We start from the raw sequence: 26,860 nt of genomic DNA on the forward strand, positions 1-26,860 counted from the left end.
TGACGCAATGACAAAGGGAGAGATGGAATGAAGCTGGCGCGGTTCGAGACAGCCGGACAAAGCAGGCCCCGCCTCGGCGTGGTGGTGGGTGAGGATAGCAGCGCGCAGATCGTGCCGCTCGACACGCTGGGCGAAGACTGGCCGACGATGCTCTCCATCGTCGCGGGGGGCGAGGCCGCTCTGGCCGCGGTGCGGGCCCATGTCGCGGCCAGCAGCGAGCGGATCGCGCTCGGCGATGTCACCCTGCTGGCGCCCATCGAGCGGCCCGGCAAATTCCTCGCCATTGGCATGAATTACCGCAAACATGCCGAGGAAGCCCGCAAGCTGGGCGTGGCCGTGCCGGAAAACCAGTTCTGGTTCAACAAGCAGACCTCCTGCCTGGCCGGACCTTACGATGCCATCGATCCCGGCGTCAGCGTGGCGCTGGATTATGAGGTGGAGCTGGGCGTGGTGATCGGCGCGCCGGCCAAGAGCGTCACTCCGGAACAGGCCCCCGCGCATGTCTTCGGCTACACGGTGATGAACGATGTCTCCGCGCGCGACTGGCAGAAGCATTCCCCTACCTTCACCGTGGGCAAGAGCTTCGACACCCATGGCCCCATCGGCCCATGGATCGTCACCGCCGATGAGGTCGGCGATCCGCACAGCCTCGCGCTGCGCTGCCTCGTCAATGGCCAGCTGCGGCAGGACAGCGACACCGGCCAGCTGATCCACGATATCTGGGCGCAGATCGCCTATCTCTCCACGGCCTTCACGCTGGAAAGCGGCGACCTGATCGCCAGCGGCACGCCCGAAGGCGTGGGCGTGGCCCGCAACCCTCCGGTCTTTCTGCAATCGGGCGATGTGGTGCGCTGCGAGGTCGAGAAGATCGGCGCCATCGAGAACAAGGTGCTGTGATGGAACTGGAAACCGATGTGTTGATCGTGGGTGGCGGGCCTTCGGGGCTGGCCACCGCCATCGAACTGGGCAGCCGCGGCATTCGCGTGCTGCTGGTCGAGCGCAATGAGCGTGCGGGCACGGCGCCGCGCGCCAAGACCACCAATGTGCGCACCCGCACCCATCTGCGCCGCTGGGGTATCGCGGATAGGCTGGCGCAGGAAGCGCCTTTCGGCATCGACTATCCCAACAACATGGTCTTCGTGACCAGCCTTGCGGGGTTCGAACTGGCGCGCTTCGCCAACGCCTTCAACGCCGCGCCGGAGCGCGATCCGCGCTATCCCGAGCATGCCCAATGGGTGCCGCAATACACGCTGGAAAAGGTGCTGCTGGAAAAGGCGCGCTCCCTTCCTACGGTGGAGGTGCGTTTCAACACCCGCTGCACCGCCGCCACGCAGGATGAGGAGAGCGTTTCGGCCACCCTCACCGATGCTCATGGCGACACCACGGTGCGCGCCCGTTATCTGGTAGGCGCCGATGGCGCGCGCAGCGCCGTGCGCGAGGCCATCGGGGCCACGATGCAGGGCCGACGCGGCTTGGCCCATGCCTATAACATCATCTTCCGCGCGCCCAATCTGGCTGGGGCCCATGCTCATGGCCCGGCGGCCATCTACTGGCAGATCGGCAAGGATGGTTTCAGCGCCGTCGGCCCGATGGACCGCAACGACACATGGTTCTTCGCCCCCGCCGGCGTCCCCGAAGGCCAGACGATCTCGCCCGAGGACGCAGCGGCGTTGATCCGCCAGCGCACCGGCTTTGACGTGCCCATCGAGATCCTGAGCGCCGATACATGGGTCGCCAGCGACCTTCAGGCCGATCACTACCGCAAGGGCCGCATGATCCTTGTGGGCGATGCCTGCCATCTGCATCCTCCGGCGGGCGGCTATGGCATGAACATGGGCGTGGGCGACGGGGTCGATCTGGGATGGAAGATCGCCGCCACGCTGCAAGGCTGGGGCGGCCCCGCGCTGATCGACAGCTATGAGGCCGAACGCGCGCCCATCCACCGCAAGGTGATCGATGAGGCGATCGCCAATTTTGCCTCTTATGTCGCCGCCATTCCCCCCATCATCGAGGAGGACTCGCCCGAAGGCGCGATGCTGCGCGGCAAGGTGGGCGCCGGGGTTCAGGCCTCCAAGGGGCGTGAATTCAACACGCTGGGTACGGTTCTTGGCCTTGGTTATGAGGATTCTCCGCTGGTCGCCCCGGAGGATGCCCCCGCCCCCGCGCATGACAGCGAGAGCTATCAACCCCATGCCCGCCCCGGCTATCTGGCTCCGCATGCCTGGCTGGAGGATGGCCGCTCGCTTTACGATCTCTTCGGCGAGGGCTTCACCCTGCTGATGGACCCGCAGGCCGATTACGCCCAGATCGCTCAGGCCCGCGATCAGGCGGCGGCCTTGCGCATCCCCCTCAAGGTGGTGCGCCCCGAAGGGGTCGATGTACGGGCGCTCTACGCGGCCGATCTGGCGCTGATCCGGCCCGATCAGCATGTCGCATGGCGCGGCAACCGCTGGGATGAAACCATCCTGCCGCGCGCCACCGGGCAGGAAAGGATCATGGCATGAGCTATCTGCGCAACTGCTGGTATATGGCCGCATGGTCCGATGAGCTTGGCGAAAAGGGCCTGTCCCGCACCCTGCTCGAACAGCCGGTGTTCCTGTTCCGCGACGAGGAAGGCACACCCAAGGCCCTGTTCGACCGCTGCCCGCATCGTTTCGCGCCGCTCAGCATGGGCGATGTGGCGCAGGGTGTGGTCACCTGTCGCTATCACGGACTGGCCTTCGACGGCGCGGGCGGCTGCGTGCGCAATCCGCATGGCCCGGTGACGCGCGCTCTGGCCGTCACCGCCTTTCCGGTGATCGAGGCGCATCGCGCGCTCTGGATCTGGATGGGCGATCCGGCTCTGGCCGATCCTGCGGCGCTGCGCGATCTATCCTTCCTGTCGCAGGCGCCCGACACCGCCTTCAACAAGGGCTATATCGCGGCCAGCGGCCATTATCAGCTGTTCATCGACAACATCCTCGACCTCTCGCACACCGATTACCTCCACCCCGACACGCTGGGCGGCGGATCGATCACCCGCACCCGCGCCAAGGTTGAGCAGCGCGAGGACGGCATCATCGCCATACGCTGGGACAGCTATGACGACGTGCCGCCCCCGCTCGTGCGCGGCAAGCTGCCCCCCGGCGTAGAGCGCGCCGACAGCTGGACCCATGTGGAATGGAGCGCGCCGGGCATCATGAAGCTGATCAATGGCGTGGTGCCCGCCGGAAGCCCACGCGAAGGCTCGGGCACCTCGACCAATGTGCATATCATGACGCCCGAAACCGCGCGCACCACCCATTACTTCTTCGCCTCCACCCGCGATTATACGGTGGAGGATGCGCAGCTCAACGCCGCCATCGGGGAAATCCGCAACCGCATCTTCTCCACCGAGGACGAGCCGATGATCGCCGCCCAGCAGGCGCGCATGGGCGAGGCCGACTTCTGGTCGCTGAAGCCCGCGCTGTTGCGCATTGATGAGGGCGCGGTGGCGGTGCGCCGCCGTCTGGAAGCGCTGATCGCGGCGGAGCATGCGGCGTGAGGCTCGCTCTTGCACTGGCGCTGCTGCTCGCCTCGCCCGCCGCCGCTCAGACGCCGCCTCAGTGGGTGACGCTGGGCACGCATTCAGGCCCGATCCCCGACGATGGCCGCGCCCAGCCCGCCAATCTGCTGCTGGCGGGCGGGCATCCTGTGCTGGTCGATGTGGGCGACGGCGCGGTGGACCAGCTGGCCAAGGCGGGCGTCCGCATGGAGGCCATCGATACGCTATTCATCAGCCATGCCCATTTCGATCACATCGGCGGCTTGTTCGCGCTGCTGGGGCGGCGGTATCAGGTGATCTCACCCAATGTGCTGACCATTTATGGGCCGGTGGGCACGGCCGCCGTCGTCAAGGGGCTCGTCAGCGCGATGGACGCCGCCGCCGTGTCAGGATCGGTGATACGCACGCGCGCCGGCCATGCCCCCGCCGAGATGGTCAAGGTGGTGGAGATCGGCGATGGCAGCCAGCTGGCGATGCAAGGCTATCGCGTCACGGTGGCCACCAATTCGCATTATGACGCGGGTGGCGACAAGGCGATGGCAGCGGCATCGCTGTCCTATCGTTTCGACACGCCGGGGCGCTCGATCGTCTACACCGGAGACACCGGCCCCAGCGCCAAGGTGGAGGCTCTGGCCAGAGGCGCGGATCTGCTGGTGAGTGAGATCATCGATCCCGATGCCGCACTCGCCCATATCCGCAAGACGCGCCCCGACGTGCCCGAGGCGGCGCTCAAACTGGTGGAGGCGCATTACCGCGCCGAGCATCTCAGCCCTGCCGAAGTCGGCAAGCTGGCCGCCCATGCGGGGGTCAAGGCGCTGGTGCTGACGCATGACGCCGTGCCGCCCGCCAACGTCCCCGCCGCCCGTGCCGCCATCGCGGCCACCTATCCCGGCCCCGCCACCTTCGCGGCGGATCTGGACCGGTTCTGACATTCACTGGAGCGTTTCATGAGCAAGGTTATCATCACCTGCGCCATCACCGGCGGCATTCACACCCCCTCCATGTCGCCCTATCTGCCGGTCACCGCGCAGGAGATCGCGGATTCCGCCGTCGAGGCCGCCGAAGCCGGCGCCGCCATCGTCCATCTGCACGCCCGCAACCCGGAAGATGGCCGTCCAGACCAGCGCGTCGAGGCCTTCGAGCCGATCCTGCGCAGCATCGGGCAGCGCAGCGGCGTGGTCTGCAACATCACCACCGGCGGCGCGCCGGGCATGACGGTGGAGGAGCGCGTCGGTCCTGCCGCGCACTGGCAGCCGGAAGTGGCCAGCCTGAACATGGGGTCGATGAATTTCGGCCTGTTTCCCATGTTGAAGCGCTTCAAGGATTTCAAGCACGCCTGGGAACCGGCGATGCTGGAGGCCAGCGACGATTTCATCTTCCGCAACACCTATCGCGACATCCGCTATTGCCTTGAAAAGCTCAACGCCACGGGCACGCGTTACGAGTTCGAATGCTATGACACGGCCCATCTGCACAATCTGCATTACTTCTGGCGCGAAGGTCTGGTGAAGGCGCCGCTGTTCATCCAGACGGTGTTCGGCCTGCTGGGCGGCATCGGCGCTCACCCGGATGAGGTGCTGCATATGAAGCGCACGGCCGACCGCCTGTTCGGCGATGCCTACAACTGGTCGGTGCTGGGCGCGGGGGCGGCGCAGATGAAGGTGGCCGCCATGGGCGCGGCGATGGGCGCGCATGTCCGCGTGGGGCTGGAGGACTCGCTGTGGCTGGGCAAGGGCCAACTGGCGCGGAGCAATGCCGATCAGGTGCGGCAGGTGCGCCAGATCCTTGAAGGGCTGGGCCATGAGGTCGCCACGCCGGACGAAGCCCGCGCCATCCTCTCGCTGAAAGGCGGGGATCAGGTGCAATTCTGACGATAAACCATGGACAAGCTATGGGCGCAGGCAAAAAATATATTTTCCATCCTGCCCGCGCCTATGGCATCGCCTGCGAGGCGAACATGCTATGGACTGCCCCGATGATCGAGACGACCCTGAATGATGCCCCCAGAAGCCAGACCAGCCTGGCCTATGAGGCGATCCGCAACGACATCATCGCGGGCGTGCATCTGCCCGGCAAGAAGCTGAAAATTCAGGATCTTGCCGAGGAGCTGAAAGTCGCGACCGGCGCCGTGCGCGAGGCCTTGTCGCGGCTGGTGCCCGAACAATGGGTGATTTCGCGCGATCAGCGCGGCTTCAGCGTCGCGCCGCTCTCGATGGAGGATCTGCGCGACCTGACCGATCTGCGCTGCGAGATCGAGGCCATCGCCCTGCGCCGCAGCGTGGCGCGCGGCGATGTCGATTGGGAGGTGCGCATCCTTTCGGCGGCGCATCGCCTGCGCGCCATGCCCCAGCCCGAGCCTCAGCTGCGCGATGGGGCGAGCATCGCCGATTGGGTGGCCCGCCATGCCGAATTCCACGCCGCGCTGGTCAGCGCCTGCGACAGCCGCCGCCTGCTGGCGCTGCATGGGCAGCTTTACGAGCAGTCTGAACGCTATCGCATCCTTTCGGCCTTTGGCGAGGGCAAGCGCGATGTCGCCGACGAGCATCAGAAGATCGCCGATTACGCGCTGGCCCGCGATGCCGATAATCTGGTGGCGACCATGACCGACCATATCCGCCTGACCACAGAGCTGATCATCGCCGCCAACTGAACCGGATCGACGCGCCTTGTGGATTTCCGGCGCCATCATGGCTTAAAGAGAGGTTCCGCAAGCCCCGACCGGAAGCATGATGACCAGCCAGCCGCCCCAACAGACCCAGCCTGCCCCTGACATCGATCTTGAATTCAAGGGCTCTGAGCGCAGGCGGCAGATCGTTGAAATCGCTGCGCAATTGTTCGCGCAAAAGGGCTATCGCGGCACCTCGATGCGCGACATCGGCGAGCAGGCGGGCATGCTGGGCGGCTCGCTCTACCACCATATCAAATCGAAGGACGTGCTTTTCATCGAGCTGCACAATGCGGCGCTCGATGCGGCGCAGCGGCAGATCGAGGCGGATATCGCCCCGCACAGCAACCCGTGGGACCGGCTGGAGGCCGCTTGCGTCAGGCTGGCCCAGATCCAGCTGGGGCCTGATTCGCTCACTCTGCCCATGATGAATGATTTCCGTGAAGTGCCCCAGCCCACACGGCTCAAACTGATCGCCCGCCGCGATGCCTTCGAAGCCTTGTTCCGCACGCTGATCGAGGCGCTCCCTTTGCCCGAGAGCATCGATCGCTCGATCTACCGTAATGCTTTGTTGTCGCAGCTCAATCTGGCGTCGAACTGGTATCGCCCGGGGCGTTTGAGCCCGGCTGAGATCGGCCGCCAGATCGCCCGCATCTTCCGCCACGGCTGATCCGACCAATCCTGTTTACGGCTCAGGCATGCTAGGTCGTTGATTGTAACAAGTGTTTGGTATAGCCTCCTGAAACGGACGAGAGAACCAGGCATGCCCCCCTATCGAGCCCCCATCGACGACGCCCCCTTCCTGCTGAATGAGGTGCTGCACTTCGACGAAGCCATGGGGGAACTGGGCATCGAGGTTGACGCCACCCTTGCCGAAGCCATGCTTGCAGAGACGGACCGCTGTTTCAGGCCGATCGCATCGGCGCGGCAGAGCTCACGCGGCGGGTTGCGGCTCTGGCGGCAGGGCGCAACGGCTGGCGTGGGAACCGGCTCCGCTGATCGCAATCATGGCGGCCAAGGACGCGCGTTTCGCTACGCTCAATACAGAATAATCCATCGAATCAGGAGAGTATGATGACTGACGTTTACATCGTTGCCGCAGCCCGCGCCGCCATCGGCAGCTTCGGCGGCGCGCTGAAAGACCAGCAGCCCGGCGAGCTGGCGGCGCTGATCTCCCGCGCCGCCATCGAGCGTGCGGGCCTGCAGGGCGAGGACATCGGCAATTTCGTGCTGGGCAATGTGATCCATACTCTGCCGCGCGATGCCTATGCCGCGCGCATCGCCGCGATCGGCGCGGGCCTGCCTCAGGAAAGCCCGGCCCATACCGTCAACCGTCTGTGCGGTTCGGGGCTTCAGGCCATCGTCTCGGCGGCGCAGTCGATCATGCTGGGCGACCATGATCTGGCCATCGGCGCAGGCGTGGAGGTGATGAGCCGCGCGCCCTATTTTGCCCCCGCCCTGCGCTGGGGCCAGAAGATGGGCGATGCCGCGCTGGTCGACGGGCTGGTCGGCGCGCTGACCGATCCTTTCGAAACCATCCATATGGGCGTCACCGCCGAGAATGTCGCCGAGCGTTACGGCATCTCGCGCGGGGATCAGGATGCGCTGGCGCTGGAAAGCCAGCAACGCGCCGCCAGGGCCATCAAGGAAGGCCGTTTCGCCAGCCAGATCGTGCCGGTGGAGATCAAGAGCCGCAAGGGCGTGACGGTGTTCGATACCGACGAATATGTCCGCCACGATGCCGCCCCCGAGGATTTCGCCCGCCTCAAGCCAGTGTTCCGCAAGGAAGGCACCGTCACCGCCGGCAATGCCAGCGGCATCAACGACGGCGCCGGGGCCGTGGTGCTGGCCAGCGAGGCGGCGGTGAAGGCGCACGGGTTGAAACCTCTGGCGCGGATCGTGGCTTATGGCCATGCCGGGGTCGATCCGTCCTATATGGGCATCGGCCCGGTGCCCGCCACCCGCAACGCGCTGGCCAAGGCGGGGCTGAGCGTGAGCGACATGGCCGTGATCGAATCCAATGAGGCCTTTGCCGCTCAGGCCTGCGCCGTCTCGCGCGAGCTGGGCTTCGATCCGGCCAGGGTGAACCCCAATGGCAGCGGCATTTCGCTGGGCCATCCCATCGGCGCGACGGGCGCCATCCTTGCCACCAAGCTGGTGCATGAGCTGCATCGCATCGGCGGCCGCTATGGTCTGGCCACCATGTGCATCGGCGGCGGTCAGGGCATCGCGCTGGTGGTCGAGGCGGTCTGAGCATGGCCATTGCCCCCGCCGCCATGGCACTCATTGAAGACCATCTGGACGCGCCGATGAGCCGCCTGCTGGGCTTGAAGCTGATCGCCGTGGCGGCGGGGGAGATCACCATGCAGGCCGATCCTCAGGCGATGTTCCGCAACCGGCTCGGCGTGATGCATGGCGGCTATATCGCCGCCCTGCTGGACTGCGCCTGCGGTCTGGCGGGCAGCACGCTGATGCCCGAGGCGACATTTTCGGTGACGGCGGAGCTGAAGATCGCCTATTTGCGCAAGATCGAGATGTCGCCCAGCCCCTTGACGCTGGTGGGGCGGGTGCAGAAGGGAGGACGCCAGCTGGTGTTCACCGAAGGGGTGATCCGCGATCCCGCCGGGCGCGATCTGGCCACCGCCACCTCGACCCTGATCGTGCAATCGATGGGAGAGCGGTCATAGGCGGATGTCATCCGTGATGAACCGCCTCCAATCCCAGCCATCCGGCCATGGCCTGTAATTCTTCGGCCAGAGCTTCACCTGTGTGAGCGGGCGCATCCGGCTCCAGATGCACCGCGCGGACCAGAAGCCGCGCCTGCGCCCTGTCGGCCTTGAGATCGACGCGCGCCACCAGCCGGTCGCCCAGCAGGAAGGGCAGAACGTAATAGCCATGCATCCGCTTCTCCGCAGGCACATAGATTTCAATGCGATAACGAAAGCCGAACAGGCGTTCCGTGCGGTCCCGCTCCCAGATCAGCGGGTCAAAGGGGGCCAGCAGGGCGCGCGCCTCCACCCGGCGCGGCTGACGGGCGTCGCGATGGAGCCAGGCGGGGCGTCCTCCTTCGACCGCCACGGGAATCAGAACGCCTTCCTCCGCCAGTGATGCGATGGCGGCGCGCGCCTGCTCCGGGGACTGGCGGAAGTAATCGCGCAATTCTTTGTCGGTGGCGATGCCATGGGCGCGAGCGGCGCGCTCGATCAGAGCGCGATGGGCTTCTTCATCCGGCGGGGTGGCGGTGGCCAGCACAGCGGCGGGCAGCACCCGCTCCGGCAGATCATAGACCCGTTCGAAGGCGCGGCGGCGCGTGGTGGTGGTGATATGTCCGGCCCAGAACAGCCATTCGAGCGTGCGCTTGATAGCGCTCCATTCCCACCAGCCCGACTGGCCCTTGTGCGCCTCGAAATCCGAAGCGGCCATCGGCCCTTCGCCGCGGATGCGCTCCAGCACGGCCATGGCTTCCGCGCGGCGTTCACCGGCATAGGCGCGCATGCCACTCCAGCCGGTTTCGCCCCGGTCGGCGCGGGCCATCCGCCAGCGCAGCAGGGGATGCATGTCGAAGGGCAGCAGGGAGGCCTCATGCGCCCAATATTCGAACAGCCTGCGCTGACGTTTCGGGCCCCATGCCAACTGGTCCAGATCTGCCGTATCGTAAGCGCCCAGCCGCGAAAAGGCGGGGAGGTAATGCGCCCGGGTCAACACATTGACGCTGTCGATCTGGTGCAACTGCACCTTGCCGATCACGCGTTGCAGATGGTTGCCGCCGGGGGCGTCATGCCGCTTGCCCCCGAAGCCCTGAGCCGCAAGCGCGATACGGCGGGCCTGCGGCAATCCGATCGTTTCAGGCTTCATCGGCGCTCGGCGTCAGCAGGCGTCCGGCGGCGGCGCGCACGATCAGGAACGCCACGCCCGCCCCCGCAACGATCGCGGCATGCATCCCCCAGAACACCGCGCCGGGCAGCTTGTCGAGCAAGGTCGCCAACTTGGTCACGATCATGCCCGCCAGAAACAGCGCCAGCAGATAGGCGGCCATCATCGTCGAGCCCAGCGCCTTGGGCGCCACCCGCGAATAGAGCGCGCTGCCCACCGGATAGATGTTCACAAAGCCCAGATTGTTGAGGATGTGAAAGCCCAGCGCCCAGCCCAGCCCCACCTTTTCGCCTGTCGCGGCCTCATGCATCGATCCCAACGCCAGGCTGAGCGGTGCCAGAGCGGCGATAAAGGTGGCGATGGTGATCTTGGTGATCTCATCGGGCTCGCGGTGATGCTTGCCCCACCAGCGCCAGAAGGCGACCACACAGACCAGCAGTACGCTCGAGACGATGGCGTCGAGCGAGATCAGAAAGCTGGCGGGAATCGCGCTGCCGAAAAAGACCAGCTGGTAATGCGCGTCGCCCCACAACTCATAGGCGGCGAAAATCTCCTGATTGCCCACATAGGCGCAGGCGATCACCGGGATCAGCAGCACCAGAACGGCGATGCGCTTGCCCTCGCCGGGCAGCAGTTTGGGGCGGGGTTCGGCGATATGGCCCGGTTCCGGTTTGGGTTCGGCGGGCAGCCAGCGGCGTCCGGAGAGATAGATGCACAGGCCGATCAGCATGCCCACGCCCGCCGCGCCAAAGCCGAAATGCCACGCGATTTTCTGCCCCAGAAAACCGCAGACGATGGGCGAGACAATCACCGCCACCTGAATGGCCAGCACGTAAATCTGGAAAGCATCGGCCCTTCGCAGATCGCCGGGCGCATAGAGATCGCCCACCTGCGCCGCCAGATTGCCCTTGAAAAAGCCGCTGCCGATCAGGATGCAGGCCAGAGCGACCAGATAGGTCTCATCAAAGGCCATGCAGAAATGGCCCACCGCCATCGTCACCGCGCCGAAGATCACCGCGCGGGTGCGCCCGATGTAACGGTCGGCGATGAAGCCGCCCAGCAGCGGGGTGAGATAGACCAGCCCGCTGTAAAGCGCGGCAATCGCCCCGCCCAAAGTCAGCGGGGTGAGCGGCCCGAAGAAGCTTTCCAGCAAGGCGCGAAACCTCGCAAAGCCCCAGATCTTCTCGATATGGCCGGGCTTGAAGAGGTATTGCGCGCTGTAAAGCGCCAGCAGCGCCGTCATCCCGTAATAGGAAAAGCGCTCCCACCCCTCGGAGAAGGCCAGATAGGCCAGCCCCCGGGGATGGCCCAGAAAGGAGCGGTCGGCTTGATGTTCCGGCAGCGACTGGTGGGGGGCGTCAGGCGCGGCGGTCATGCTTGGATATCCATGGCCGCATCTTAGGCATGCGGGCTTTTCCTGCAAGGCGCTGATTGCAGCGCCTTGCACCCAAAACCGCTGGTTACAGCGCCTCAAACCGGAAATTGCGGAAGCGGGCGCCGCCCTGCCCGGCGGCATAAAGCCCCGGGCGCAGCATCAGGAACCCGTTGCGCACATTGTGGTGATAGCCCGAAACCTCCATGCCCCGGTCGAAGCGGGTCCAGCTTTCGCCGCCGTCGCCGCTCAGATCATACCACACGATATGCCGGTCATTGGTCACCCGCATCCGCATGGATTGGCCGAAGGGGTTGCGCGGCTTGCCCCGCTCCATGCCATATTGGTGGGTGACGAAATGGTCTTTCGTAAAGCCCAGCCCGGCATAGAGCTTTTCATCATAGAACAGCAGCAGACCGGCCACGGCGCCCGGATCGATCTCGATGTCGCAGGTGAAGCGATAGGCTTGATCGCCCGCCAGCAGCAGCAGCGGCGCACTATCATGCGGCGCACTGCCCGCCGCCGCCAGATGCAGCACATTGGCCTGCACGCTGGCGCGCTGCGCCTCATGCGGGCCGGGCTTGAAGAAATTCCATTTCGTGCCGAGTTCCAACTGCGCGAAATCATCGGACAGCTTCTGCCCATGCGTCAGCGCCGTGCCGCCTTTCGGCTTGGCCATGGGGCGTGACAGATCCCCCCCGGTCATATGGAACCAGCCATCGGCATCCCATGTCACCGGATCGAGCAGCGCCTGCCTTCCCAGCGTGTAATAGCCGTTCTCATAGCCGTGATAGGCGGACCACCATTGCCCGTCGGGCGCTTCGAACAGGCTGGCATGGCCACGCGACCACCAGCGCTCGTTCACGCTGGTGGTGCGCACGATGGGGTTGTGCGGGCAGTTCTCCCAAGGCCCGTCGATCGAGCGTGAGCGCGCCGCGATCACCATATGGCCGGTGGGCGGCCCGGCGGTGCCGCCCACGGCGGTGACGAGATAGAAATAGTCGCCCCGCCGGAAGACTTTGGGGCCTTCGGGGGAAAAACCCTCAACGATCCAGTCGGAGGGGTAATGCCACGGGTCATAGACATGCTCGACGGGCCCGGCTTTTGACAGGCCATCGGCGCTCAGCCGCACCCGGTCGCCGCCCGAGAGGAACAGCCAGCGCGTGCCATCTTCGCCCACCACATGGCAGGGGTCGATATGATCATGCATCTGCAGATCGATGGGATCGCTCCATGGGCCTTCGATATGGTCGGCCCAGATCACGAAGATCGAGTTGGGTTCGCTCTTGACCGGAATGTAGAGGTAATAACGCTCGCCATGCTTGACCAGCGACACCGCCCAGACCGAACCGATGTTCTTGTGCAACGCCGCCTTCAGGGGCCGCCAGTTCACCAGATCGCGCGAATGCCAAATCAGCAGCCCCGGATAGGAATCGAAGCTGGAGAAGGTCATGTAATAATCCTGCCCGTCCTTCAGAATGGCCGGATCGGGATGGTCGCCCGCAAGGATCGGGTTGAGGAAGGTGCCGTCACCCAGATCGGCGATGCGCTGCCCGTCGAAACCGCGCCGCCATGGGAAGCGTTCGGGCGCGATGCCCGGCGCGCCGACCGAGACCGCTTTCGCCTCCCCGCTCAGGCTGGCGGCGAGGGCCGCGCCGCCTCCGGCTTCCAGCAATCCGCGTCGCGTCAATCCGGTCATCCTGGTTCTTCCTGCAAGAATGTGGTCAGAGGGTCGTGCATGCCGCGAGGGGCCGGTCCGGGGGGAGTGGATGGTCCGGCCCCTCACGCGGAGCATTGGGCTACAGCTTGTAGCGGGCTCCGAAAATGATGCTGCGGCCGGTATGCTGATACTCATAGGCGCGCTGCGTGGCCGCATCGGTCCAGTGGTTGATGTAGCGGTCGAGCAGATTGGTGGCGTCCACCGAAATCTCCATCCGCTTGTTGATCGAATAGCGCAGCGCGGCGTCGAGGCTGGCATAGGCGCCATAACCCTCGAAGATGTTGCCCGTGCCGCTGTTCTGATCGTTGTAAGGCCCACGATAGGAATAGCTGACGCGGCCTTCGAACGGGCCCTTGTCATAATACAGCGTGGCGTTCCATGTCGTCTTGGACAGGCCGAAGAAGGTCGAGGTCACCGTCGAGGCAGGCAGGGTGATCGTGCCATTGGCGTTGACGCTCGTCCCCGGCCCGCTGACATTGTAGGTGGCGTTGGAATTGGTGAAGGTGGCGTTGGCGATCACGCCGAGATTTTTCAGCGGCCCCGGCAGGAAGCGCAACGGCGTCTGCAGCCCCAGCTCGACGCCGTTCAGCTTGGCGCCCGCGCCATTGCCGATCGAGGTGATGGTCCACACCCGACCTTCCGGATTTTGCGCTGCGGGCGAACCATTGGCCAGCAGCGAGATGGGCAGGCCGGTCGAGGCGAAGGTGCCCTGCGTCACCGTGGCGGTGGGGAAGCTGGACACATCCTTGTGGAAGAAGGCCACGGAGAGCAGCGATTGCGGCGCGAAATACCACTCCACCGCCGCGTCGTAATTGACCGCGCGATAGGGATCGAGCTGAGGATTGCCATAGCTGACGCCATAGTTGAAGGAATCCACCGATCCGCCCGGTGTCAGATTGCCCAGAGAGGGGCGCGTCATCACCTTGGCCACGGCCAGACGCAGGATGATGTCATGACGCGGGAAGAAGTTGAGGTTGGCCGAGGGCAGCCAATCATCATAGCCGCGATGCACGGTCACATTGGTGGTGCCGTTCTGCAGGCCGGTGGAGCTTTGCGCGGTATGGGCATAGCGGACGCCGCCGTTCAGCGTGATGTCCATGCCCAGCCCATGCGTCTTCCAGTCGCCCTGCAGATAGAAGCCGCTGTCCGCCTCCCGCACCGAGCGAATGTTCGAACTGTCAGGCAGCAGGGTGCGGTTGTAGAGGTTGGTGTAGGCCGTGGTGGCGGGCAGATTGGCGACGATGAAAGTGCTGGTGGTGCCCGCCGGTTGCCCCGCATTGCCCAGATTGACCGTATCGACCATGCTGGAATTGATCGGGAAGCCATTGTTGGTGACCGAATTCGACGAACAGGTGATCGTCCCCAGCACCAGATCCTTGCCCGGCGTGGAAGGGCAGACCAGCGTGCTGCGCGTGCCGCCCCAGGTGTTGAAACCGAATTCACGATAGAAACCGCCCAGTTTCAGCGTCAGGCTGTCGGTGGTCTTCCACTCGAAGTCGGTCTTGAAGGTGCGGAAGGTGTTGTTGGTGTCGGATGGGGTATCGCGGATTTCGGCCAGCTGGAAATTGGCCGGATCGGTGACCGAGGTGCCGAAGCTGAGCACCGGCGACTTCATATTGGCGTAATTGTAGGAATAGCCCTGCGCGGTGCGGTCATCCAGCATGATCGAGGTGGCCATGGGGATCGCCAGCACCGATTTGGAAGCGCCGGTCAGAATATCGACCTTCAGCCGGTCGGTCAGATCATGGGTGAGATGGGCGTTGATCTGATAGAAGGTGGAATTCTGGATCTGGTGGTAATGCTCGTCACGCTGATAGGCATTGTTGAACGTGCCCGAGACCATATTGCCCTTGCTGTCATAGGTCGGGTTGACGACATCGATGCCCTTTTCGTTCGAGCGGAACAGCACTTCGGCCCATTCCTCGGTGCGGTCCTCGTGGAAGCGGGAGAACAGGCCGTCGATCTCCAGATGGGTGGCGTCATCGGGCTGCCATTCGATGGCGCCGGTTAGCCCCAAGCGCTGGCGGTCATGGGTGATGATGCCATAGCGCGGAAAGCGCGGATGGAAGGAGAGCGAGGCCTGATCGCAGGCGCTGGAATGCACATAGCTGCTGCCCGAGAAACAGGGCGTGGTCACGCCGCCGGTGGTCACCGAATTGAAGGGCGCCTGCGCCCAGCGCCCGGTGTTGTTGCCCAGTTCCTCGGTAATCCCCTGCGAATAGGCGACCGAGGCGTTGATGCCCAGCGTGCCGTCATCGTTCTTCCAGTTGAGCAGCCCGGCCAGACGCGGCCCCACGTTGCCCGACAGCGTGTTCCACGACCCCGAAGCGGAGACGAGGCCGGTCAGCCCGGTCTTGGCGCCCAGCGGATGGCCGGTGTTGAGATCCACCACTGCCCCCAGCGAGCCTTCGTCCAGATTGGCCTCGGCGGTCTTGTGAACAACCAGCGATTTGAACAGTTCGGAGGCGAAGACGTTGAAATCGAAGGACCGATCGCGGTTGGCCGAGTCATTGGCGCTGCTGGTGGCCTGAGCGGGCAAGCCGTTGAGGCGCGTCACGGTGAACTGGCTGCCAAGGCCGCGCACGGTGATTTCGCGGCCTTCGCCGCCATCACGGGTGATCGCCACGCCGGAGATGCGTTGCAGCGATTCGGCCAGATTCTGGTCGGGGAATTTGGCGATATCCTCCGAAACGATAGCATCGACCGCGCTGGCCGAAGCCTTCTTGAGGTTGAGCGCAGCCTGCAGCGACTGACGAAAGCCGGTGACGACAATAGCGCTGGGCTCGGCCTCTGCGGGGGCAGTGGCCGGAGGTGGAGAAGCCTGATCGGCGGGCGCGCTTTGCGCCATGGCCGGCATACCGACGGCCGAGGCCAGCGCGGTGCCTGCGATCAGCCCGAGGCGCTTGGCATAAAACCCTGTTGTTCTGTGTCCCATTCCCATGTCCCTCATGTTTTTTGCCTGCCCCTGATGCCGGGCGTGATCGTGATGAGGGAATGGCACCGGTGTCATTTTTTCAGGCAGACGCGCTGATGCGCATCATGCCTCGCAATGACGGGCTTCCTGCAGATGCATCCATTCCCTCCCGCAATCAGCGGGCCTTATCGTTTCTGTCCCGGCGCCCGGATAACCGCCCCTCCTTCAGGTAGCGCTACCATTAATGGAAACCGGTGTCATAGAATTGGCATAGGGATTCATCGCCTGTCAAGCATCCTGAGACAGATGGTGCGCAAAGCATGCCATCCGCTTGCGCAAGGGCGTAATTACGGTTTGAACGGCATCCTTGCCAAAGCCGCCGGATCGCTCGGCAAGGGCTGCGTTCCGGCAGGTTCGCCATTGGCCTGAAGGATGTAGGCCAACACCGCGGCATTGTCCTGAGCGTTCAGGGAACCCGGCGCGAATTGCGGCATGGTGCGGTGCAGGTCATCGGCAAGGCTGGCCAGATTGCTGTCGGCCCAGTTGCGGGCAAAACGGCCCACCAGCGGCGGCGTATCGAAATCACCGCCCAGATCCTGCTTGTGACACATGACGCAGGCCTGCGCATAGACCTGCGCGCCATGGGCAGCCTGCTCCGCCGTATAGCGACCCGGCGTCGGCGCTGGAGGCGCGGCGCTCGAGACCGATCCCGCCGCCGCCAGCACGGCGAACATCATCGCAAGTCTGTGCATGATCTGTGCCCTCCCCCGCTCAGCCAAATTTGAAGCCCATGAAGGCTTTGCGGATCACCTCCACGGCGGCCTCGCTTTCGGCGCGGTCGGGCAGTTCGGAGCTGTCGCCCACGCCCTCCATGTCACCCAGCCCGTTAAAGCCCTGAATCATCAGCCCATCCGCCTTCGACAGCGCCGAGACATTGTTGGTGTAGATGCCATAATGCACCTCGGCCTGAGGGATCAGCCAGGCGGTCTGGCCACGCACCGGGATCAGCTTGCTGTCTCGCCACAGGTCGCGCGCTGCATAGCCGGGGCAGTTGATGACCACCTTTTCCTTCAATTGCGCCAGTTCGCCGGGTTCGTGGAATTCACGAATCTCGATCTTGCCGCCGTTCTCAAGAAACTCCTGCATCAGATAATGGCCATAGGTGGAGAAGTTGAAGAACATGTTGGAACTGCGCCGCACATAGGGCGCGGCGAAGGGCGTGCTGCCGGACGCAAAGACCTCGTGACCGGGGGTGATATCGGCGATCCGCTCGCCATAGCTGGCGAATTCGCTGCTGTCCTGAGGCATGCCGGTGGAGGCGTAACTGCCTTTGCCGGGCGGCGGAGCCTCTTCTTCCTCCCGCGCGGTAAAAGGTTCATCGCTAAGACGATAATTGTCGGCAAAATCGACAGGATTGCCCGGCAAGCCCAGATAGCTGCGGAAGCTTTTCCATGAAAAGCGCGCCATCCTTTCCCACAGCGCGCCAAAGGCCTCCCCGGCGGGCGCTGTCAGAGCAATGCGCGAATCCGGCGTCCAGCTGCCATTGGCCCGCACCGAACGGGTGCGAGAAAACACCTCCTTGGTGTAGATCGTCACCTGCATGCCCGCACGCTGCGCCATCACCGCCGAGGTCAGGCCAATGATGCCGCAACCGACCACCGCCAGGCGGTCTGGCAGAGCAGCAGCGGCTTTACCGACCGCCACCTCAGCCGATCCCCATGACAAGGACCAGCCGCTGCCGCCATGGCCGTAATTGTGGATCACCAGCGTATCGCCCAGCATCTCGGTATCCAGCCTCGGCCCCTGGGGGCGGAAGGGGCGCAGGCAGACCTTGATATCGGTGATGCGATCCACACTGGCCCGCATCGGCGCAAGACTGGGCGCAGCACCGATGATCCGCGAGGCCATCGCCGGACCACCAGCACCGCTCACACATCCCGAGAGCGAAACAAGCCCGCCCGCAGCCAGCGAGTGGCCCAGCAGGCGGCGGCGATCGAAGGGGCTGTCGAAACTCATCGGCACACTTGCTTTCCTTGGGAAAATTTTCTGGCCATGGCGGTTCACCAGCCTACAGGCAGGCCACCGCCGCGCAATGCGCAAAATCCGCCAGGCCGGGGCCAAGGCCCATCGCCCGCAAAGGTCAATCGCCGTCCATCGTAAGGATTTGATGAGAAAACCATGCCATGGTCGCCATGGTTAACCCGGGGGCTGGTGAAAGTGCAGATGAAAAGCTGGTGGACGGCCCTGCTGGCGGCTCTTGCCTTCTGCGCCCTGACTGCCGCGCCTGCGTCGGCCGCCTCGCATATTCTGGGGCATGATCTGTGCCATGCAGTGACGCCTGTCGCCGTCCCGCAGCGCCACGCCCTGCCGCCCTTCCAGTGCAGCGGCAAACCCGAAAACTACCAGCAGGCCAGCCTGTGGCTGCGCGCCGATCTGACCGCCCCGGGGCTCGACCGCCATGACCTGACCCTGATGATGCACAACTCTCGCTTTGATCGGCTGCTTGTGGGCTTTCTCTACACCGACGGACAGATCCATTGGCAGCAGATCGCCACCGGCCAGTTTGGCGCGCATTGGCGCGCGGGCGGTCAGATCGTGTTCAGCGCTCCGCATCGCGATGCACCGTTGCAGGCGATGATGCTGCGCTTTGACCGGCTGACCCATTACGAATACCTCCGTCTGCGCCTGCTGGGCGGCGATGAGGCCAGCCAGCAGGCGACAGTGCTCGCCACGGCGGTGGGCGGAGCCTTGCTGCTGTTGCTGCTGGGGGCGGTCTACAATGCCTCGCTGGCCTTCGCCGTGCGGCGTCAGTTCCCGGCATGGCAGGCCGCCTGGGCCGCCTGCATGGTGGTGTGGGGCCTGTTCTGGTCTCAGCTTGCCCTGCTGATCGCCCCTGACCTTGCGGGCGCGCCAAGCGCGCAAATCTGCACCGCGCTGGCCTGTCTGGCGATCACGCTGGCGACGCAAAGCGCGCTCACCGCCCTGTCGCGCAATCATCTGCCCGGCTGGCTGCGCCGGATCACCATGGCGCTGGGGCTGGGCGTGGGGCTGATCGGCGTGCCGCTCAGCGTGATGCGCAGCGGGCCGATCGCCGCATGGGCCGGGGTGCTGGATGGGCTGACCCTCTCCACCCTTTTTGCCGTGGCGGTCTGCCTGACGCTGGCGTGGCGCCGGGGCAGCGGCGAGGCCCGCGCCTTTGCCGGGGCATGGATCGTACCGATGGTGGCGCTGGCCTGCACGCAGTTCCTCGACATGGACACGCTGCTGTGGGGCGGCGGCGCGCAGATGCTGGTGCTGCTGGCGGCTGCATGGCAGACCTTGTGGCTCTCCGTCGCGGCGACGCATCGCTTCGCCCGCATCCGCCTGGAGCGCGACCGGGCGCGTCAGGCCGCGGCCTCGGCCCAGGATCTGGCCCGGCGCGATCCGCTGACCGGCCTGCGCAACCGCCGCGGCTTTGTCGAGTCCGCCGAGACGATGCTGGACACCGCCCGCGCCGAGGGCAGCCCGCTGGCGCTGCTGCTGCTCGATGTCGATAAGTTCAAGGCCATCAATGACACCCATGGCCATGAAGCAGGCGATCTGGTGCTTTGCACGCTGGCCCGGCGGCTGGAGCGTTGGGACGGCGCCGTCTGCACCGTGGCGCGTTTCGGCGGCGAGGAGTTCGCCGCGATGGTGGCCGGGCTTTCAGGCCTGCCGCTGCTGCATTTTGCCGAAAACATGCGCGAAGGCATTGCGCAATGCGATCATGGGGCGCTAGGCATGGTGACAGTCAGCGTCGGTCTGGCCGAGTTGAGCGCCGATGCGACAGGCACATTCCAGAGCCTCTATCGGCTGGCCGATGAGGCGCTGTATCAGGCCAAGCGGCAGGGGCGCAATCGCGTCGTCGTGGTTCAGACGCCCGGTGAGCCGCCGGAGATGGAACGGCAGCTGATCCTGTCGTAACGGCCTCTCCACAGGGGCACGGGGCCTGCTGCTTGGCGCCTCGCCCAACGCATGCCATGGTCTGGCCATGATCACCCTCCCCCGACGCAACCTTCTCCTCGGCACGGGCGCGCTGGCGCTTTCCACGCTGCTGCCCGCCCGCCTGCTGGCCGAGATCGACACCAGCGATCTCTCCGATATCACGCAAGGCATCGCCCCTATCTCCACCGCCGAGCGCGAGGCCCGGATCGAGCGGGCGCGCCAGTTGATGCGCGACCATCAGATCGACGCCATCCTGATCGAGCCGGGCGCCAGCATGGTCTATTTCACCGGCGTGGAATGGTGGCGCAGCGAAAGGCTCACCGCCGCGCTGCTGTTCCAGAAGGGCGATGCCGTGATCGTTACCCCCTTCTTCGAGGAACCCTCTGTGCATCAGACTTTGGGCATCCCCGCGCAGATCCGCGTCTGGCAGGAGGATGAAGACCCCATCGCCCTGATCGCTGGTGCGCTGAAGGAGCGCGGCCTTGCCCATGGCACGGTCGGCATTGAGGAAACGGTGCGCTTTTTCGCCAGCGATGGGCTTGGCAAGCTGGCTCCGGGCCTCAGGGTGGTGTCGGCCAATCCGGTGGTGCGTGGCTGCCGCATGATCAAGACCCCTGCGGAAATCGCCCTGATGACCAAGGCGACAGAGATCACCATCGCCGCCTATCGCTGGGTCTGGCCGCGCATCAGGGAAGGCATGGCCCCCCGCGACATCAGCGCGCTGATGAATGCCGCCACGGTCAAGCTGGGCGGCAAGCCGGAGTTCGCGCTGGTCCTGCTGGGTGAGGCCGCGGCCTATCCCCATGGCTCGCATCAACCGCAGCGGGTGCGTGAGGGCGAGGTGGTGCTGATGGACTGCGGCTGCACGGTGCAGGGCTATCAGTCGGATATCTCGCGCACGTTCGTGCCCGGCAAGGCGACGCCCGAGGTCCGCCGCGTGTGGGAGACCGTTCACGAAGGCCAGCAGGTGGCCTTCCGCAAGGCGCGGATCGGCCTGCAAGCCGGCGAGATCGACGATGCCGTCCGCGCTTTTTACGAAAAGCAGGGGTTTGGCCCGCGCTACCGCCTGCCCGGCCTTTCGCATCGCACCGGCCATGGCATCGGGCTCGACGGGCATGAGCCGGTCAACCTTGTCCATAATGAGGCGACGCTGCTGGCCACCGGCATGTGCTTTTCCAACGAGCCCGGCCTCTATCTGCCCGGCAGGTTCGGCGTGCGGCTGGAGGATTGCTTCCATATGACGGACAGCGGCCCGGCATGGTTCTCTACGCCGCCGATCTCGCTGGAGCAGCCTGTCTAGCCTGACTGTCACGCGCGCTCCATGCTTCTCGACTAGCTCCTTGCCGACTCCGGGCCGACTCCGGATGGAGACCGGCAGGGAGGGCAAGGCGCAGTGAATGAGATCAGCTCGATTGCGATGCGGCCCCATGCCGAGCGCGACGATGCGGATCTGCATCAGGCGCTGCTGCAGTTCGTCGGCGGGCGGCTGAGGCACCATGCCGATGGCGAGGATATCGTTCAGGAAACCTGGCTGCGCCTCTATGATTACCGCCAGAAGCGCAGCGTCGCCAATGTGGGCGCCTTTTGCTTCAAGGTGGCGCGCAATCTGGTGCATGACTATTTCCGCGCCCGCCGCGCCATGCCCGAGGCGCAAGAGCTCACCGAAGAGATCGCCTGCCCCCAGCCCCGCATCGAGACCGTGCTGGATTACCGCCAGCGCGTGGAGATTCTGGTGAGCGCCCTGCGGGTGATGCCGCCGCTGCGGCGCGAGGTCTTTCTGCGCCGCCGCCTCGACGGCATCGCCAGCAAGACCATCGCGGAGGATCTGGGATTGAGCGTGGCGGCCATCGAGAAGCATTGCACCCGCGCCCTTGCCGATCTGCGCGCCGCGCTGGAAAAGCGCGGACTGCCCGGGGGAGCGCGGCCATGAGCAACCCCATGCGCCATCAGGCCACGCTTGAGGATCCCGCGCTGGGCGAGGCGTTGGCGCAGGCTGCTGCTTTTGGCAGGCTGTCCAACGAGGATATTCGGGCGATGCGCGAAACGCGCCGCCGCAAGCTGGCTGCCGGGGTGACGGCGGCGCTGGCTCTGGCAGTGGGGGCCGGCCTGTGGCAACAGGACGGTATCGCGCCCGAAGCCCCGCCGACCGAGCATTATGAAACGCAGCGCGGGCAAAGGCTCAGCGTCCATCTGGCCGATGGTTCCACGCTGCAACTGGATGGCGCAACCAGCCTCGATGTCACACTCGGCAAGGACCAGCGCCATGCCGTGCTGCACAAGGGCGAGGCCTATTTCGACATCGCCCATCAGCCGGAACGCCCTTTCACCGTCGAAGCGGGCGGATCGCGCACGCAGGTGCTGGGTACGGCTTTCGACATCGATCTGGCGCATCACGATGTGAAGCTGGCGGTCTATCGCGGCGCGGTACGCTTCGGCAATCAGGTGACGCAGCAGGGCGTGACGGTGCGCGCGGGCTGGCGCGCTCATCTCACCGATGGCATCGCCAGCGAGCCCACGCAATTCGATGCGAGGCAACAGGATTGGCGGCAGGACTGGCTCGACACCGATGACATGCCGCTGGGCGATCTGGTCGAGACGCTCAACCGGCGCGGCGGCACGGTGATCCTGCCGCCGCCGCCAGCCTTGGCCGATCAGAGGCTGACGGGCCGTTTCAAGCTCGACAGCTCCGAACAATTGCTGGGCGCCATCGGCAGCGTTTACGGCTTCACGCTGGAGCATCAGGGGCAAAATCTGCGCCTTGTCCCCACCGCCGACGGCGACACAAAAACGTCATCCCACTGACGCCATATTGCAACAAAATTCTTTTGTCCGGAATGGGTTAGGGCCCCGTCTTCCCTTCGAGACGCAAGCGCGTCGAAGCGGAGAAACACAGATGATGAGCAACAGGGGAATTTCGCTGCTCGCCCTCGCGGCGGTGCTGGGCATGTCGGGCGGCGCACAGGCCAGTGCTGCCCAAACCAATGTCGCGGGCCAGCTGCGTTACGATATCGCCTCGGGCGATCTGCGCAGCGCCATTTCGCAATTCTCGCAAGCCAGCGGCCTGCAGGTGGTGGTGGCGCCCAAGGCCATCAGTGGCCGCCGCACGGCAGGGCTTCGAGGCACCTTCGCGGCGCATGATGCGCTCGACCATCTGCTGCGCGGCACCGGGCTGACGGCCAGCTTCCAGAACGGCGTGGCGGTGCTGAAGCCCGCCCCCGTTGCGGCGGCGGCCCGTCCCCGCCCGGTCCAGCTGGCCGCCGTGCGCGGCGAGGAACCCGCCCCCGGCGCAGCCACTCCCGAAGACCCGGACGCCGCGCCGCAGATCACCGTCACCGGCTTTCGCCACAGCCTGACCGTGGCGCAGGATTTCAAGCGCCACGCGGTGGGGGCCGAGGACGATATCGTCGCTTCCGATATCGCCGCCTTCCCCGATCTCAATCTGGCGGAATCGCTGCAGCGCGTGGCGGGCATCACCATCACGCGTGACAGCGGCGAGGGCCGCCAGATCGCCCTGCGCGGCCTTGGCGCCGATTTCACCCGCACCCAGCTCAACGGCATGGAGGTGCTGGGCAACACCGCATCGGGCATGGACAACCGCGGCGCGGTCAGCCGCTCGCGCTCCTTCGATTACAGCCTCTTCGCCTCGGAGCTGTTCAGCCGGGTCGCGGTGCAGAAGAGCTTTTCGGCGGAACAGGATGAGGGCGGTATCGCCGGCACCGTGCAGCTGACCAGTGCCAAGCCCTTCGATGTGGGGGACAAGTTCATCGTCTCGGCTAAGGGGCAGACCAACACCAACACCACCGGCGTCACGCCGCGCCTGGTGGGCCTCGCCTCGCATCACTGGGGCGATGTGGCGGCGCTGGTCTCGGTGGCCTACAGCCAGATCCGCAGCAATGAGTTCGGCTATCGCAACTGGGGCTGGGGCCTGACGAAATACAATGCCGCCAACATCGGCCCCAACATCGATGCCGCCACGCGCAGCGCGTTGCTCAGCGGCGTCTGGGCGCCCACGGCGGAATCACCCTCCAGCTGGTACACCGATCGCAAGCGTCTGGGCATCACCTCCTCGCTGCAATATCACCCCGGCAAGGACTTCAAGCTGGATGTCGATTTCCTCTATGGGCGTCTGTGGGACCACCGTGACGATTATGCCATCGCCAGCGCGGGCACCAATGCGCTGACCGGCAGCCCCATCGGCGGCACGCAGGTGATCCAGAGCGCGGTGGTGGACAACACCAACACGCTGCGCGCCGCCAGCTACACCGGCATCGACCAGCGCTCCGAACATCACATCGTCGAGAACCACACCAATTTCTATCAGGGCGTGGCCAATCTCAGCTGGAACGTCACCGACCGCCTGACGGTCAACGCGCTGGGCGGCTATGAGGAATCGGATTTCGCCCAGCCGGTGTTCGACAAGGTGTTCATGGAACTGAAGAACACCGCCTTCAGCTTCGACACACGCCCGGCCATGCCCGTCAACACCTATGGCAAGGATCTGACCGATCCCAACAACTGGGCGTTGCAGCGTCTGGACACGCAGGAAAACGCCATCACCAGCAAATATGCCAACGGCAAGCTGGATGCCGCCTACAAGCTGACAGGCACGCTGACCATCAAGGCGGGCGGCGCCTTCAAGCATTTCACCAACAGCGGCTATCAGTACAACAACAAGGTCTTCCACAATGTGCCCGCCGACGTGGCCATTCCCAACAACCTCAAGCAGACCGTCGCCCCGCAGACGCAGTTGCAGTACATCGTGGGCAATGTGGACGGCGTTTACAGCTACATCGGCGATCCGCGCGATCTGAACGCCTCCTACCTGCAGGCGGGCAGCGATTATCGCGTCGATGAAAAGACCTGGGCCGGTTTCGCGCAACTCGATCTCGACACGATGCTGGGCGACATGCGGCTGCGCGCCAATGCCGGTGTGCGCTATTACTCCACCGATCTCACCTCATCGGGCCATCTGTTCACCACCGGTGGTCTGCTACCCCGGTCGATCCGCAACAACAGCAATGGCTGGCTGCCCTCGGCGAATGTCGCGCTGGACGTCAACAAGGCGCTGATCCTGCGCCTGAGCGCCAGCCGCAATGTCAACCGCCCCGCGCTGGGCGATCTGGCGGCGGCAGGCTCGATCACCACGCGGCCCAATGGCGGCAGTGTCAGCTTCGGCAATCCTTTCCTGACGCCCTATAAGGCCACGTCGGTGGAAGGGTCGGTCGAATATTACATGGACCAGAGCGGCATCGCCTCGCTGGGCTTTTTCTACAAGCATATGGACAGCTTCATCTCGCCCAACACGACGCAGATGCCCTACAGCCAGACCGGCCTGCCGCTCTCGCTGCTGGTCCAGGGCGAGGATGCCAACACCACCTTCGACGTGAGCCAGCCGGTCAATGGCGCGGGCGCCGGGATCAAGGGTATCGAGGCGGCCTTCCAGCATGATTTCACCTTCCTGCCGGGGCCGCTCAGGCATCTGGGCGTGGTGGCCAACGGCACCTGGTTCGATGGGCACCAGACCGCCTATTACGGCAATGTGCCCAAGGTCATTCAGCTGCCCAACCTGTCGAAATGGGCGGCCAACGTAACGCTCTATTATGAAAACAAGCTGTGGGGGGCGCGTATTTCCGATGCCTATCGCAGCCGCTATCTGATCGGCGCGGGCACCGCGCTCGACAATTCGGGCGACGCCATCGAGGGCAGCCATAACGTCGATTTTCAGGCCCATGTGAACATCCACAAGGGCATGCGCCTGATCGCGGAGGGCATCAACCTGACCAACCAGCCCATCGTCCAGTCTGTGGGGCCCAACCGCAAGGAGGTCTACACCACCAGCGGGCGCACCTTCACCTTCGGCTTCAGCGCCGAGTTCTGATGCCCCCTCCCCGCCCGGACCGCCCGGGCGGGGAGGACCATCCTATTGCGGCACCAGTGTCTTGAGCGGCACTGCGGGATCGGCCAGCACATCGGGCGCCACCAGCGCGCCGGAGGTGATCAGCCCGCGCCCCTGAATGAAATCCCGCGCCATGTTCACGCAATCGAGCGCGATCACCTTCCCACCCTTCATATAGAGGATGGAAAAGCCGGCCGCCGCCGGATCGCCCCGGAGGATAGAGGCATCATGCCCCGCAGACAGGCCGATGGTCTGGATCTTCAGATCATACTGGTTCGACCAGAACCATGGCAGGGCACTATAGGGCGTTGCCTCGCCAGCGATGTTGCGGGCGACGGTGATCGCCATATCCACCGCATTCTGCACCGATTCCAGCCGCACCGTCGCACCATCGGCAAAGCCGTTGGCATGGGCCGCAAGATCGCCGATGGCATAGATGCCGGTCAGGCTGGTGGCGCAATGCCGGTCCACCAACACGCCATTGCCCACCGCCGCCCCCGCAGCTTCCAGCGGCGCGACTTCGGGCACGATGCCGATGCCCACGATCAGCAGATCACAAGGGATCACCGCGCCATCCGACAGACGCACGCCGGTGACCAGAGCATCCCCCTCCAACGCCTCGATGCCGATGCCCAGACGCAGATCGACGCCATGCGCCCGATGGGTCTGTTCGACAAAGCGTGACAGGGTTTCTCCGGCGGCGCGCGCCAGCACCCGGTCCTGCATCTCCAGCAAGGTGACCTGTTTTCCAGCCTTGGTCAGCACGGCGGCGGCCTCAAGCCCGATATAGCCGCCGCCGATTACCGCCACCTTTTCAGCCGAGGCGGCAGCCGCTCTCAGCCGATCGGCATCGGCCAGCGTGCGGATGGCCAGCACATTGGCCGCATCGCCCTTGTCGAGCGGCAGGCGGCGGGGCGCGCCACCGGCGGCCCAG

The 26,860-nt window shown here is 65.0% G+C and carries 22 protein-coding genes; 15 read left to right on the plus strand and 7 right to left on the minus strand.

Annotation, left to right across the window (positions count from 1 at the left end; all coding sequences use genetic code 11):
• Positions 1 to 27: 27 nt before the first annotated feature.
• The 10 genes from SR3_RS07290 (at position 28) to SR3_RS07335 (ending at position 8,875) form a co-directional block, all read left to right on the plus strand.
• Positions 28 to 897 (plus strand): fumarylacetoacetate hydrolase family protein, encoded by an 870-nt coding sequence (locus SR3_RS07290; protein ID WP_068083001.1) that lies wholly within the window; start codon positions 28 to 30, stop codon positions 895 to 897.
• A complete protein-coding gene (locus SR3_RS07295) occupies positions 897 to 2,504 on the plus strand; it encodes an FAD-dependent oxidoreductase (RefSeq protein WP_068083004.1) in 1,608 nt (535 codons plus the stop codon). The genes SR3_RS07290 and SR3_RS07295 overlap by 1 nt, the downstream gene beginning before the upstream one ends.
• The gene (locus SR3_RS07300; RefSeq protein ID WP_068083007.1) at positions 2,501 to 3,523 is read left to right on the plus strand and encodes an aromatic ring-hydroxylating dioxygenase subunit alpha; all 1,023 of its coding nucleotides are present in this window, start codon (positions 2,501 to 2,503) and stop codon (positions 3,521 to 3,523) included. The genes SR3_RS07295 and SR3_RS07300 overlap by 4 nt, the downstream gene beginning before the upstream one ends.
• Positions 3,520 to 4,452 carry an MBL fold metallo-hydrolase gene (locus SR3_RS07305; RefSeq protein ID WP_068083010.1) on the plus strand — a complete coding sequence of 311 codons (933 nt, stop codon included), beginning with the start codon at positions 3,520 to 3,522 and terminating at the stop codon, positions 4,450 to 4,452. The genes SR3_RS07300 and SR3_RS07305 overlap by 4 nt, the downstream gene beginning before the upstream one ends.
• Positions 4,453 to 4,470: 18 nt before the next feature.
• Positions 4,471 to 5,394 carry a BKACE family enzyme gene (locus tag SR3_RS07310; RefSeq protein ID WP_068083013.1) on the plus strand — a complete coding sequence of 308 codons (924 nt, stop codon included), beginning with the start codon at positions 4,471 to 4,473 and terminating at the stop codon, positions 5,392 to 5,394.
• Positions 5,395 to 5,498: 104 nt separating this feature from the next.
• The gene (locus SR3_RS07315; RefSeq protein ID WP_068083098.1) at positions 5,499 to 6,173 is read left to right on the plus strand and encodes a GntR family transcriptional regulator; all 675 of its coding nucleotides are present in this window, start codon (positions 5,499 to 5,501) and stop codon (positions 6,171 to 6,173) included.
• Between the two features lie 79 nt (positions 6,174 to 6,252).
• Positions 6,253 to 6,858 (plus strand): TetR/AcrR family transcriptional regulator, encoded by a 606-nt coding sequence (locus SR3_RS07320; RefSeq protein ID WP_068083101.1) that lies wholly within the window; start codon positions 6,253 to 6,255, stop codon positions 6,856 to 6,858.
• Between the two features lie 93 nt (positions 6,859 to 6,951).
• Positions 6,952 to 7,263, plus strand: a complete 312-nt coding sequence (locus SR3_RS07325) for a hypothetical protein (protein ID WP_068083016.1) — start codon at positions 6,952 to 6,954, stop codon at positions 7,261 to 7,263.
• The gene (locus tag SR3_RS07330) at positions 7,263 to 8,441 is read left to right on the plus strand and encodes an acetyl-CoA C-acyltransferase family protein (RefSeq protein WP_068083019.1); all 1,179 of its coding nucleotides are present in this window, start codon (positions 7,263 to 7,265) and stop codon (positions 8,439 to 8,441) included. Before SR3_RS07325 ends, SR3_RS07330 begins: the two co-directional genes overlap by 1 nt.
• Positions 8,442 to 8,443: 2 nt before the next feature.
• On the plus strand, positions 8,444 to 8,875 hold the full coding sequence (locus tag SR3_RS07335) for a PaaI family thioesterase (RefSeq protein ID WP_068083022.1): 432 nt from the start codon (positions 8,444 to 8,446) through the stop codon (positions 8,873 to 8,875).
• 7 nt (positions 8,876 to 8,882) lie between these two features.
• Here the strand turns inward: SR3_RS07335 and SR3_RS07340 are convergent, their stop codons facing one another.
• The 6 genes from SR3_RS07340 to SR3_RS07365 all read right to left on the minus strand — a co-directional run bounded on the left by SR3_RS07340 (position 8,883) and on the right by SR3_RS07365 (position 18,083).
• On the minus strand, positions 8,883 to 10,043 hold the full coding sequence (locus tag SR3_RS07340; protein WP_068083025.1) for a winged helix-turn-helix domain-containing protein: 1,161 nt from the start codon (positions 10,041 to 10,043) through the stop codon (positions 8,883 to 8,885).
• A complete protein-coding gene (locus SR3_RS07345; RefSeq protein ID WP_068083029.1) occupies positions 10,033 to 11,436 on the minus strand; it encodes a peptide MFS transporter in 1,404 nt (467 codons plus the stop codon). The genes SR3_RS07340 and SR3_RS07345 overlap by 11 nt, the downstream gene beginning before the upstream one ends.
• 85 nt (positions 11,437 to 11,521) lie before the next feature.
• On the minus strand, positions 11,522 to 13,132 hold the full coding sequence (locus SR3_RS07350; protein ID WP_068083031.1) for a family 43 glycosylhydrolase: 1,611 nt from the start codon (positions 13,130 to 13,132) through the stop codon (positions 11,522 to 11,524).
• Positions 13,133 to 13,232: 100 nt separating this feature from the next.
• Positions 13,233 to 16,088, minus strand: a complete 2,856-nt coding sequence (locus tag SR3_RS07355; RefSeq protein WP_068083034.1) for a TonB-dependent receptor — start codon at positions 16,086 to 16,088, stop codon at positions 13,233 to 13,235.
• A gap of 326 nt (positions 16,089 to 16,414) precedes the next feature.
• A complete protein-coding gene (locus SR3_RS07360; RefSeq protein ID WP_084455135.1) occupies positions 16,415 to 16,819 on the minus strand; it encodes a c-type cytochrome in 405 nt (134 codons plus the stop codon).
• Between the two features lie 19 nt (positions 16,820 to 16,838).
• Positions 16,839 to 18,083, minus strand: coding sequence for an FAD-dependent oxidoreductase (locus SR3_RS07365; RefSeq protein ID WP_068083039.1), 1,245 nt, complete (start codon positions 18,081 to 18,083; stop codon positions 16,839 to 16,841).
• Between the two features lie 162 nt (positions 18,084 to 18,245).
• Between SR3_RS07365 and SR3_RS07370 the strand changes: the two genes are divergently transcribed.
• The 5 genes from SR3_RS07370 to SR3_RS07390 all read left to right on the plus strand — a co-directional run bounded on the left by SR3_RS07370 (position 18,246) and on the right by SR3_RS07390 (position 25,908).
• The gene (locus SR3_RS07370) at positions 18,246 to 20,009 is read left to right on the plus strand and encodes a GGDEF domain-containing protein (RefSeq protein WP_245653815.1); all 1,764 of its coding nucleotides are present in this window, start codon (positions 18,246 to 18,248) and stop codon (positions 20,007 to 20,009) included.
• Between the two features lie 67 nt (positions 20,010 to 20,076).
• On the plus strand, positions 20,077 to 21,330 hold the full coding sequence (locus SR3_RS07375) for a M24 family metallopeptidase (protein WP_068083043.1): 1,254 nt from the start codon (positions 20,077 to 20,079) through the stop codon (positions 21,328 to 21,330).
• 93 nt (positions 21,331 to 21,423) lie between these two features.
• Entirely contained in the window at positions 21,424 to 21,960 is a 537-nt protein-coding gene (locus tag SR3_RS07380; RefSeq protein ID WP_068083046.1) for an RNA polymerase sigma factor, read from the plus strand.
• Positions 21,957 to 22,832 (plus strand): FecR family protein, encoded by an 876-nt coding sequence (locus SR3_RS07385; RefSeq protein ID WP_084455137.1) that lies wholly within the window; start codon positions 21,957 to 21,959, stop codon positions 22,830 to 22,832. The genes SR3_RS07380 and SR3_RS07385 overlap by 4 nt, the downstream gene beginning before the upstream one ends.
• Positions 22,833 to 22,923: 91 nt before the next feature.
• Positions 22,924 to 25,908 carry a TonB-dependent receptor gene (locus SR3_RS07390; protein ID WP_068083058.1) on the plus strand — a complete coding sequence of 995 codons (2,985 nt, stop codon included), beginning with the start codon at positions 22,924 to 22,926 and terminating at the stop codon, positions 25,906 to 25,908.
• A gap of 42 nt (positions 25,909 to 25,950) precedes the next feature.
• Here the strand turns inward: SR3_RS07390 and SR3_RS07395 are convergent.
• Positions 25,951 to 26,860 (minus strand): NAD(P)/FAD-dependent oxidoreductase (locus SR3_RS07395; RefSeq protein ID WP_068083064.1); only part of this gene is annotated, 910 nt, incomplete at its 5' end.

The organism is Novosphingobium rosa NBRC 15208 (assembly GCF_001598555.1).
GTDB lineage: Bacteria > Pseudomonadota > Alphaproteobacteria > Sphingomonadales > Sphingomonadaceae > Novosphingobium > Novosphingobium rosa.

What these genes read in the sequence shown, in the direction of transcription:
- SR3_RS07290 (WP_068083001.1), top strand. Translation starts at nt 28, where the DNA reads ATGAAGCTGGCGCGGTTCGAGACAGCCGGACAAAGCAGGCCCCGCCTC.
- SR3_RS07295 (WP_068083004.1), top strand. Translation starts at nt 897, where the DNA reads ATGGAACTGGAAACCGATGTGTTGATCGTGGGTGGCGGGCCTTCGGGG.
- SR3_RS07300 (WP_068083007.1), top strand. Translation starts at nt 2,501, where the DNA reads ATGAGCTATCTGCGCAACTGCTGGTATATGGCCGCATGGTCCGATGAG.
- SR3_RS07310 (WP_068083013.1), top strand. Translation starts at nt 4,471, where the DNA reads ATGAGCAAGGTTATCATCACCTGCGCCATCACCGGCGGCATTCACACC.
- SR3_RS07315 (WP_068083098.1), top strand. Translation starts at nt 5,499, where the DNA reads ATGATCGAGACGACCCTGAATGATGCCCCCAGAAGCCAGACCAGCCTG.
- SR3_RS07320 (WP_068083101.1), top strand. Translation starts at nt 6,253, where the DNA reads ATGACCAGCCAGCCGCCCCAACAGACCCAGCCTGCCCCTGACATCGAT.
- SR3_RS07325 (WP_068083016.1), top strand. Translation starts at nt 6,952, where the DNA reads ATGCCCCCCTATCGAGCCCCCATCGACGACGCCCCCTTCCTGCTGAAT.
- SR3_RS07330 (WP_068083019.1), top strand. Translation starts at nt 7,263, where the DNA reads ATGACTGACGTTTACATCGTTGCCGCAGCCCGCGCCGCCATCGGCAGC.
- SR3_RS07335 (WP_068083022.1), top strand. Translation starts at nt 8,444, where the DNA reads ATGGCCATTGCCCCCGCCGCCATGGCACTCATTGAAGACCATCTGGAC.
- SR3_RS07340 (WP_068083025.1), bottom strand. Translation starts at nt 10,043, where the DNA reads ATGAAGCCTGAAACGATCGGATTGCCGCAGGCCCGCCGTATCGCGCTT.
- SR3_RS07345 (WP_068083029.1), bottom strand. Translation starts at nt 11,436, where the DNA reads ATGACCGCCGCGCCTGACGCCCCCCACCAGTCGCTGCCGGAACATCAA.
- SR3_RS07350 (WP_068083031.1), bottom strand. Translation starts at nt 13,132, where the DNA reads ATGACCGGATTGACGCGACGCGGATTGCTGGAAGCCGGAGGCGGCGCG.
- SR3_RS07355 (WP_068083034.1), bottom strand. Translation starts at nt 16,088, where the DNA reads ATGGGACACAGAACAACAGGGTTTTATGCCAAGCGCCTCGGGCTGATC.
- SR3_RS07360 (WP_084455135.1), bottom strand. Translation starts at nt 16,819, where the DNA reads ATGCACAGACTTGCGATGATGTTCGCCGTGCTGGCGGCGGCGGGATCG.
- SR3_RS07365 (WP_068083039.1), bottom strand. Translation starts at nt 18,083, where the DNA reads ATGAGTTTCGACAGCCCCTTCGATCGCCGCCGCCTGCTGGGCCACTCG.
- SR3_RS07370 (WP_245653815.1), top strand. Translation starts at nt 18,246, where the DNA reads ATGCCATGGTCGCCATGGTTAACCCGGGGGCTGGTGAAAGTGCAGATG.
- SR3_RS07375 (WP_068083043.1), top strand. Translation starts at nt 20,077, where the DNA reads ATGATCACCCTCCCCCGACGCAACCTTCTCCTCGGCACGGGCGCGCTG.
- SR3_RS07385 (WP_084455137.1), top strand. Translation starts at nt 21,957, where the DNA reads ATGAGCAACCCCATGCGCCATCAGGCCACGCTTGAGGATCCCGCGCTG.
- SR3_RS07390 (WP_068083058.1), top strand. Translation starts at nt 22,924, where the DNA reads ATGATGAGCAACAGGGGAATTTCGCTGCTCGCCCTCGCGGCGGTGCTG.